Origin of the sequence: Claveliimonas sp., assembly GCF_037273965.1 — a bacterium.
Lineage (GTDB): Bacteria > Bacillota > Clostridia > Lachnospirales > Lachnospiraceae > Claveliimonas > Claveliimonas bilis.
Window position 1 is genome coordinate 1 of the sequence record NZ_JAYAZJ010000137.1, and the last position, 8874, is coordinate 8874.

Annotated in this window: 11 protein-coding genes; 1 reads left to right on the plus strand and 10 read right to left on the minus strand. The window is 43.9% G+C overall.

What is annotated here, in order from left to right:
* From WJ238_RS11825 to mnmL, 3 genes are all read right to left on the minus strand, one after another.
* A partial coding sequence (locus WJ238_RS11825; protein ID WP_337607030.1) for a YggS family pyridoxal phosphate-dependent enzyme occupies window positions 1-526 on the minus strand: 526 nt, incomplete at its 3' end.
* A 30-nt stretch (window positions 527-556) separates the two neighbouring features.
* A complete protein-coding gene (locus tag WJ238_RS11830) occupies window positions 557-1942 on the minus strand; it encodes a biotin/lipoyl attachment domain-containing protein (RefSeq protein WP_230106151.1) in 1386 nt (461 codons plus the stop codon).
* Entirely contained in the window at window positions 1939-2898 is a 960-nt protein-coding gene (mnmL, locus tag WJ238_RS11835; protein WP_230106152.1) for a tRNA modification radical SAM protein MnmL/YtqA, read from the minus strand. The genes WJ238_RS11830 and mnmL overlap by 4 nt, the downstream gene beginning before the upstream one ends.
* A 94-nt stretch (window positions 2899-2992) precedes the next feature.
* Here mnmL and WJ238_RS11840 point away from each other — a divergent pair, with 94 nt between their 5' ends.
* A complete protein-coding gene (locus WJ238_RS11840; protein WP_230106153.1) occupies window positions 2993-3205 on the plus strand; it encodes a DUF378 domain-containing protein in 213 nt (70 codons plus the stop codon).
* Window positions 3206-3280: 75 nt separating this feature from the next.
* On the opposite strand, the gene WJ238_RS11845 is transcribed toward WJ238_RS11840, so the two are convergent.
* The 7 genes from WJ238_RS11845 to WJ238_RS11875 form a co-directional block, all read right to left on the minus strand.
* Entirely contained in the window at window positions 3281-4252 is a 972-nt protein-coding gene (locus tag WJ238_RS11845; protein ID WP_230106154.1) for a D-alanyl-D-alanine carboxypeptidase family protein, read from the minus strand.
* Window positions 4236-4628: a methylglyoxal synthase gene (gene mgsA / locus WJ238_RS11850; protein WP_230106155.1), complete on the minus strand. Its 393-nt coding sequence runs from the start codon at window positions 4626-4628 to the stop codon at window positions 4236-4238. The genes WJ238_RS11845 and mgsA overlap by 17 nt, the downstream gene beginning before the upstream one ends.
* A 34-nt stretch (window positions 4629-4662) precedes the next feature.
* The gene (locus tag WJ238_RS11855) at window positions 4663-5793 is read right to left on the minus strand and encodes an FtsW/RodA/SpoVE family cell cycle protein (protein ID WP_230106156.1); all 1131 of its coding nucleotides are present in this window, start codon (window positions 5791-5793) and stop codon (window positions 4663-4665) included.
* Window positions 5790-5984, minus strand: a complete 195-nt coding sequence (locus WJ238_RS11860; RefSeq protein ID WP_337607031.1) for a cell division topological specificity factor MinE — start codon at window positions 5982-5984, stop codon at window positions 5790-5792. The genes WJ238_RS11855 and WJ238_RS11860 overlap by 4 nt, the downstream gene beginning before the upstream one ends.
* Window positions 5985-6019: 35 nt before the next feature.
* Window positions 6020-6811: a septum site-determining protein MinD gene (gene minD / locus WJ238_RS11865; protein WP_230106158.1), complete on the minus strand. Its 792-nt coding sequence runs from the start codon at window positions 6809-6811 to the stop codon at window positions 6020-6022.
* Window positions 6793-7383: a septum site-determining protein MinC gene (locus WJ238_RS11870; protein ID WP_230106159.1), complete on the minus strand. Its 591-nt coding sequence runs from the start codon at window positions 7381-7383 to the stop codon at window positions 6793-6795. Before WJ238_RS11870 ends, minD begins: the two co-directional genes overlap by 19 nt.
* A gap of 20 nt (window positions 7384-7403) precedes the next feature.
* Window positions 7404-8874 (minus strand): penicillin-binding transpeptidase domain-containing protein (locus WJ238_RS11875; RefSeq protein ID WP_337607032.1); only part of this gene is annotated, 1471 nt, incomplete at its 5' end.

Sequence of the window (8874 nt, forward strand, 5' to 3'; positions counted from 1 at the left end):
GCTGAAAATATGGCCGATTTTCTTCCGGATTTTCTACAAAAGGAGCAATTGTCATCAATCCACACACTTTTATATGGGAAAATCCAGCAATTTTTTCTATAAAGCTTTCGGTTTCTTCCGGTGAGATACCGAATTTGCTCTCCTCTCCCGCCACATTTACCTCAATCAGAATATTAGCGGTAATCCCATGTTTCTGCGCTTCTTTGTCTATTGCTTCTGCCAGACGGACGGAATCTACAGAATGGATCAGATCAACTTTATCGATGATATATTTGACCTTATTTCTCTGCAAATGTCCGATCAGATGCCAATGAATATCTTTGGGAAGCTGATCGTATTTTTCGGTCAATTCCTGAACTTTATTTTCGCCGAAGATCCTTGTGCCAAAATCATAGGCTTCCTGCAGCATTTCCACAGGTTTTGTTTTACTGACAGCAATCAGTGTAACCTCCTTCGGATCACGGCCGGAACGTCTGCAGGCTGCTTCAATCCTCTGTTCTACTTCCCTGAAATTATCCTGTAACATATATAAACACTCCTTTTCATGACAGATTTTTTACATTACAAGCTCATTTTCCTGAATTTCACTTCCATCTAAAGCAATATGATCGTAATTTGTCAATCCATAATCATTGCCGGATTTCACAATATAATATTCCTCACTCTCACAGAGAATTTCCACAGGTTTAAACTCTGCATATCCTTTATTAATATTGTAAACTCCCTGCAAAGAAGCCTTCTCGGAAATGGTATATGTATCTGCTGAATCCGGTTTGATCAAAACATCTCCCTTTTTTAACTCATCCATATTCAGATAGACCATACCTGTCTCACTGTCACGATAATATACATCCACTGCGTGGAAGGAAGCATCTTCTCCATCGCTCTGGACCAGAACGCCGGACTGGCTGCTGTTGCCGCCCAAAGTGATGTAATCTTCAGGAATTATGTAGAATTCTTTTTCTGTTACAGAGGATTTGGGAATTTTAAGACCTGTTTCATCCTCCAGGATCAGTTCAATATCCAGAAAACGCTCTCCTACATATCTTACCATTGAATGATCAAATGTGAGGAAACCAAGGTCGGCGTCTTCCGTATTATAAATCTGGAATCCTGCCCATGTTGTCTGATCATCTTTTGTAAATCTGACCTTTACACTGGTTGTGTCTGCCAGCTCTTTTGTCATTTCCTCATCCAGCTGGATCACAAGCGTCCACTCTTCGTTTGTCACAAGCTTGTAGGCAGGATCGCCGCTTTTGACCTTTGTATTGTTAAAAAGCTCTGTTTTCTGATAATCTGCCCGCGATATCATGTCGGCAGTTACCTGATCCATAGCAAGATCTTCATATCCGTCTACCGAATATACAATAATCCCGTCATCAGATGCGACATAGGTTGTCAGCCCCTCCTGACCGCTTTCTATCATGGCGCTAAGCTGTGCCTGCCGGCTCTGGGCTGTGCTGCTTGACAGAATATTTTCAATGGAATCTTTAAACGTATAGGTATCCTCATATTTATTGTTCTGAAAATTTTCACTAAAACTTTGGGCTTTTTGGATAATAGAGTCTCTTTCCTCGGAAGTTAAACCGGAATCCTCTGATTCCTCTGTGTTTTCCTGACCGGAAAAATCCAATTTTTCAGAAGAAATACTGTAAACATTGGTCTTTCTGCCTACTTTACTGCCTTCCGGTGCAAAGTAATTGATATATCCATCTGCCTCTGCTCCAATAACAGTTTCCTCTCTGAGAACAAGACCGGTATAGGAAGTATCCTTTAAGATTGATCCCTCCCGCACTTCATAAGATGACACATGTTTAGCGGTTGCGTACATCAAAACAGTAACAACCAAATAAACAAAGATAACTCCGAAAATAATGACCCCTATATTAATATTCCACTTTTTGCGGTAAACCTGAATGTTGTTTATCTCATTTCCAGTCAATATACTGCCTCCAATTTCTCAAGTGCAGCTCCTTTCAGATAGCTGAATCTCTTTCCCTGAAAAGAGCCGTCTGCCCGCATTTTTTCTTCAAATTCATCCTTAAGCTTCCACCAGCTTGTCTCCCAGTTGCAGAACACGGCCTCTTCTTCCGGAATCCTCGAAAACAGGCGCTCTACTGCAATATCAGGATTTAAAAATTCCAGAAATACCTGCAGGCGCTGCAGATATTCTTCTTTGGAACATATGGTTATTGTACCATTTTCATAAGCTTCGCACAATAAGGTGTTTTTGGCGATATAAAGAGAATGGATCTTCACAATGTCAATTCCAAGTGCAGAAAGGATCTTGGCTGTTTCTTTTGCATCCTCCATGGTATCACCGGGAAGATTTAAAATTACATGGGCGCAGATATCAAAACCGTATTTTTTGATTTCAAGAACAGCATCGATAAATTCAGCCAGAGAATGTCCCCGCTGGATTTTTTGAAGCGTATGATAATTGGCCGTCTGAAGACCCAGCTCCACCGTAACTCTCTGTCCGCCGGCAGTGGCTGTTTCCTTCAGCGCCTCAAGGTATTCTCCCCGTATACAGTCCGGGCGTGTGGATACTGCAATCTCCACAATATCCGGCACCCGTGCTGCCTCTTCAATGTATGCCCGAAACCGTTCGATTTTCATAAAGGTATTGGTATAGTTTTGAAAATAAGCGATAAACTTATGCGCATGATACTTTTTTTCGATCAGACTTCTTGTGCTCATCAGCTGGTCCGTTATCCTGACTTCGGAAGACAAAGCCTCAAATCCGGTGCCGGATTCCGCGCAGAACGTACAGCCTTTTTGTCTCCCTAATCTGTTGGGACAGGTAACGGGAAGATTGATCGGCAGTTTATAAACTTTTTCCCCATACGTTTTTTTCAAATATTCCGAATAAGGATAATAGAATGTCTTTTTCATCATAAAAGAAAAAGGTCCTTTCCATCAATTTTATGGCATGCATATTTTGGGATTTCCCGCACATAATATCATCATCTGATAAAAAGGAGGAAATCATATGAAATGGTTTGACAATATTGCATTAACCCTTGTTATTATCGGGGCGATCAACTGGCTGTTGATCGGCATTTTCCGTTTTGATCTGGTGGCATTTCTTTTCGGCAATCTCACATGGATCTCGCGGATCATTTACACACTGGTCGGATTGTGCGGACTTTACCTGATCAGTCTGTTTGGAAGAATTGGAACTTTCTCCGATTCCCGTTCATAAATCAAGAGGGGCAGCCCGGAAAAACGGGTTCCCCTCTTTTTATTTGCAACTTTTCCTGCTGAAAGTTTGTTTTCTTTATTCCAACGAAGGGATCTGATCGATCAGTGCTGTCATATCTTCATATAAAGTCGGCTTATCCGCTGCTCCCATAACAATAGATATATATTGATCTCCACTGTCGTTCTCACAGAGAAGAACAAGACAGTCTCCTGCATCCCCTGTGTATCCTGTTTTGCCGCCGATCACAGTTGCGCCTTCCGGCAGAGCGGCCGCTCCTCTGGCATAGTAATTGGTCGGTTCCCATGTAAGCTGTCTTGCTGTCCCGTCAGCACCGGTCACATTTGCCGTATAGGATGAAGCACTGATAATATCCATAAATTCCTCATGCTTAATGCATTCATTAAAGATCAGATACAGATCGTATGCAGTTGTATAATGATCCGGATCATGGAGACCGTTGGGCGTAACAAAATGCGTCCCGGTAGCCATCAACTCCGCGGCCTGGTCATTTACCATCTCCATAAAAGTATCCACATCTCCGCCGACATGTTCTGCAATGGCGACTGCATTATCATTTCCGGACCAAAGCAGCAGCCCGTACAAAAGATCTCTCATGGTCAGCTGGTCCCCTTCCTGGAGGCCGCATACCTGATCTTCCCAGCCAAAGCTTGACGCAGCTGCATTTCTGCTGACAGTGACGACATCGTCCATATCGGAATTTTTGATTGCTACAAGGGCTGTTAAGATCTTTGTGGTACTTGCCGGATATAATCTTTCAAAAAGATTATATCCATACTCTACCGTGTGATCAGTCAGATCAAACAGGCCTTCCGCATGGAGCGAAGAATCCCCCTCAAAACCGGAGATGGATACATCAGAATCTGTCACACAGAGATCCTCAGCAAACAATTCCGCCTCATAGATACTTTTATTATAATTCTCTTTTTCAAAGGATGTCACAGCGCTTCCAGCGCCGCACCCGGATATCAGCAGCGAAATTCCGGCTGCGCAAAGAATAAGCGATGTCTTTTTACCTGTATATTTCACGCCAATCTAAATCTCCTCTGTCTATTGAAAGTATAATTAATTCTGCTGTGGCGAGATTTGTCGCCATAGGAATATTATGCATGTCGCAAAGCTTGATTACTCCGTTCACTTCAGGTTCATGGGGTTTTGCCATAGGATCTCTTAAAAAAATCAGGGCATCAATATCATTCTGCGCAATCTGGGCGCTCATCTGCTGTTCGCCTCCGAGATGGCCCGCCAGATATTTGTGAATGGACAAATTGGTTACTTCTTCTATTAACCTTCCGGTTGTTCCTGTTGCAAACAGATTGTGCTTGCTCAAAATCCCGCGATACGCGATGCAAAAATTCTGCATCAGCGTCTTTTTCCCATCGTGGGCAATAAGACCAATATTCATACAACGATTCCTCCTCACATTAGTAAAAAACAGGTTACTGATATTTTTTCGGCTGCAGCCCCACATTCAGAACGATTCCAATTCCCAGATACATACTCCACAGAGAAGTAAGTCCATAACTTACAAATGGAAGGGGAATTCCTGTGTTAGGGAAAATCTGTGTTGCAACAGCAATATTAATAAAAGTTTGTATCCCGATCAGGGATCCGACCCCGCAGCAGATGATTCTGCCCGTTGTATCCTGGGCTCGGATCCCTATTACAATACATTGTATCACGATTAATAATAACAAAACAATAACAATACAGCAACCCACAAAACCTAATTCTTCTCCAACAATTGCAAAAATAAAGTCTGTCTGGGGCTCCAGAATAAAGTTTCCGTTTTTTACAGAAGTTGTTGTATTATTGTTCAGCCCTTTTCCTGTCAGCTGACCGGATCCGATTGCCATGACGGAATTGTTCTGCTGATAGGCTTCATCGCTGGCATATTCCTCCGGATTCAGCCAGGCAAGAATACGCTTTTGCTGATAATCGTCCAGGATCTTCTGATCCGGCTGCACAATAAGACTTAGCAAAATAATTGCCGTCGGCACTGTGACGAGCAGCACAATCCCAATGAAGCGGTAAGACAGCCCGCCCACATACATCAGCACACAGAATAAAGCGGCTGTACAAATAGTAGTAGAGAGGTTCGGTTCCTCAAAAATCAATACAAGAGGTATAACGATCAATATAACTGCCTTTAAAATTGTCCTTTTGCTGCTCAAATCCTCTTCATGAACCATAATAAATTTTGCGAAGAAAATGATCAGAAAGATTTTTGCAAGCTCTGAAGGCTGAAAATTGGTAAATCCCAGATTGATCCAGCGCCGCGCTCCGTTGACTACCTCTCCTACGCCGGGAATCAGTACAATGGCAAGCATCCCTACGGAAAGGATATACAAGATCCAGTAAAAGTTTGCAATCCATACATAATCGATCACAGATACAACGACCATCAAAATGACAGCGGCTACCAGACCGATGATCTGTTTTCCCTGATAGGATTCATTTGCACTTCCGATAACCAGCACGCCTAAAAAAGAGATGGCCATGACAAGTATGATCAGAGTGAATTTATAATCTTTCAGATGATAAGGTTTTGTTATTTTAAGAAATTTCACTGCTTTTCTCCTGTAAATTTGATATGTACATGCGTCCTTGTATAAGAGACTTCAAATTCCTCCGGTGTAATTTCAATATATTTGGAAAGTGTCTGGTATAGCTCACGGCTGATCTTTTCGTAAAAATCCGGTTTGCACTGCATCCGGTCCGTTCCCACCAGCACCTTCAGCCTGTCTTTTGCAATTCTCACTGAAGACCGTCTCACCATACTGCTTTTGCGCCCCCTTAATTTTTATGGAAGATCTGGGAAAGCTTAGAGAGCAGTCCCCCATTTCCGTTCAGATCCATAAAAGGAATATCCTCTCCCAGGATCCGGCGGCATATATTCCGATAGGCCTGTCCGGCTCTTGACTCCATAGATATAACCGGTTCCCCCTGATTTGTTCCGATCACGACCTGCTCGTCGTCCGGTATGGCTCCCAAAAGAGGAATGGAGAGGATCTCCGTCACATCGTCTACAGACATCATATCTCCTTTTTTTACCATATCCATACGGATCCGGTTGATGATCAGTTCACAGCGTCCGATCTTCTCTGCCTCAAGAAGCCCGATAATACGGTCCGCGTCACGGATAGACGAGACTTCCGGGGTAGTGACAACGATTGCCCGGTCCGCCCCGGCAATGGCGTTTTGAAAGCCCTGCTCTATTCCGGCGGGACAGTCCAGAAGAACATAATCGTATTCTTCCTTAAGCTCTGCTGTAAGTTTTTTCATCTGTCCCGGAGAGACGGCAGATTTATCTTTTGTCTGCGCAGACGGAAGCAGATAAAGATTCTCATATCTTTTATCCCGGATCAGCGCCTGCTTCAGACGGCAGCTGCCTTCTATTACATCTACCAGATTATACACGATAAAATTTTCCAGTCCCATGACCACATCCAGATTCCGAAGCCCCAGATCTGTGTCTACGATAATAACCTTTTTATCTGCCTGTGAAAGTCCTGCTCCGATATTTGCCGTCGTGGTTGTCTTACCAACCCCGCCTTTTCCTGATGTAATTACGATAACCTCGCCCATGAATAATTTCCTCCTATCACTGGTTTTACTTTCCTGTCGCCGATGCGAAGTTTTTCCGGTTCCATATGAAGAGCGGCGATGAAAGCGTCTTTTCGTCCTGATGCTCCGGCTTGAGCACAACCGAACAGAGTTCCAATAATTACAATATTTCCTTTGGAAACAACGGTTGCACCTTCCTCTACATCTCCGATGATCACAATGCTGGTTTCTGATTCCAACACCTGCTTTTTCTTCAGTGTCCCCCTGTAGAACCGTCCGTCGGGCTCCGGCATTTCTGCCAGAGTCTGATCTACGGCGCTTTTGTACATCTTGTCCGTTTTTTCATCGTAATCCAGTATACACAGGATTTGTATTTTTGCTGCTTCGGATATAGTATCCACGATTTTTTGCTCTTCCTCTTTGGTAAGAATACGGTTCTCAAATCGGACTGCCATCCCTGTACCTTCAAAGAAGTGGACGGAGGCCCTGAATTTGTTTTCTATCTCCATTAACAGCTCATCAAAAGGCATTTCTTTGTCTAAATAAACTGTTAAGCCGTATCGGTTGCTTTTAATCATGACATGATCTTTCACAGCGAAAACTCTCCTTACCTTTAATCTCCATGTGTTGTAGCTGCTATTTCGGCTGCCTGTCCTGTAATTAATTCAGAAGAATCTGTAATCTGATAATAGTATTGCAGGATTGCGCTGCCTACTTCAGAAGCATAGGTGGAGCTGTATCCGTTTGCGATACGAAGAGCCATGGCGATCTCAGGACTTTCACTTGGAGCAAATGCTACAAATAATCCATGGTCTGCATGCTCATTACTCTGCTGAGCGGTACCTGTCTTCCCGGATACGCTGATGCCGCTGGCATTAATTTCCGGAAAGACACTGCTGTTCTGTACCACGCCCTGCATACCGGCATTTACTGCATTCCAGGTGGTTGAAGAGATTCCTTCGATCTTCTGGCTTTTGGCTTCATATTCTTTCTCGACTGTGCCATCCACCTTTTCTACCCGGTCGAGCAGCGTAAGTTCGTAGAGAGTTCCCTGATTTGCAACTGCTGTAATATATCTTGCAAGCTGGCTTGTCGTAAAGTTGTTGTTGCCCTGTCCCATAGCAGAACGTACAGAGTCTTCCGTAGATATCTGCGGATCTGTTTCCGGTATTTCAAGACCCGACGTTTCACCCAGACCGAACATCTCAGCGTATTTTTTCAGCTTCTCCAGACCGACGTCACTGGAATAGGTTCCGTCTTCCTGAATACCCAGCTGATAACCCAGGTTATTAAAATATTCGTTACAGGAATTGGTTATACCGCTGACGACATCCATGGTTCCGTGACTGCTGGGATAGATCCAGCAGCGAACAGATGGGCTGATGTTGTCATAAACACCGTCACAGTAAACTGCCGTATCAAGTGTAACCGCTCCCTCCGTCAGACCGGCTACAGCTGACAGCGGCTTATAAGTAGAACCGGGTGCTGTCGTCTCCTGAGTGGCACGGTTGTAAAGAGGCAGAGAGGAATTCGTATTCAGTTCATTGAAATATGCACTGTCCATCGTATTGGCCAGGCGGTTGTTGTCATATCCCGGATAGGAAACACATGCCAGCACATCACCGTTATCCGGATCGGTAATCACCACAGATCCTGAACACGGCTCCAATCCCAGCTGTCCCGGCGTAATCTCCAGAGACTGGATCTTGGATCTCAGGAAATCATAAGCTCCGGTAGCTCCGGATGCCAGATTATTGTACTGTGTTTCATCCCACTCCAGCACTCCCTGCTCATAGAGGATCCGGCAAAGTTCACTGCCTGTCACCGTGCCGGCCTTGATCATATACTGATAGATCAGTTTATCAAAGCTGGTATCTGTCTGCACACGGTCTGTAAGATAAGTTACGATCGCATTATATATCTCCGAGGAGTCTGAATACTTTTCCCCGGATTCCAGATAATCCTGCAGTTTGGATGAGTCCACCCAGTTCTGGGATATTGCATAGTTCAGATAAGTATAAATATTAATATCTCCTCCGGAAATCCATTCGCTGTAGGTTTCATCATCCGTATCGATGGCGTCA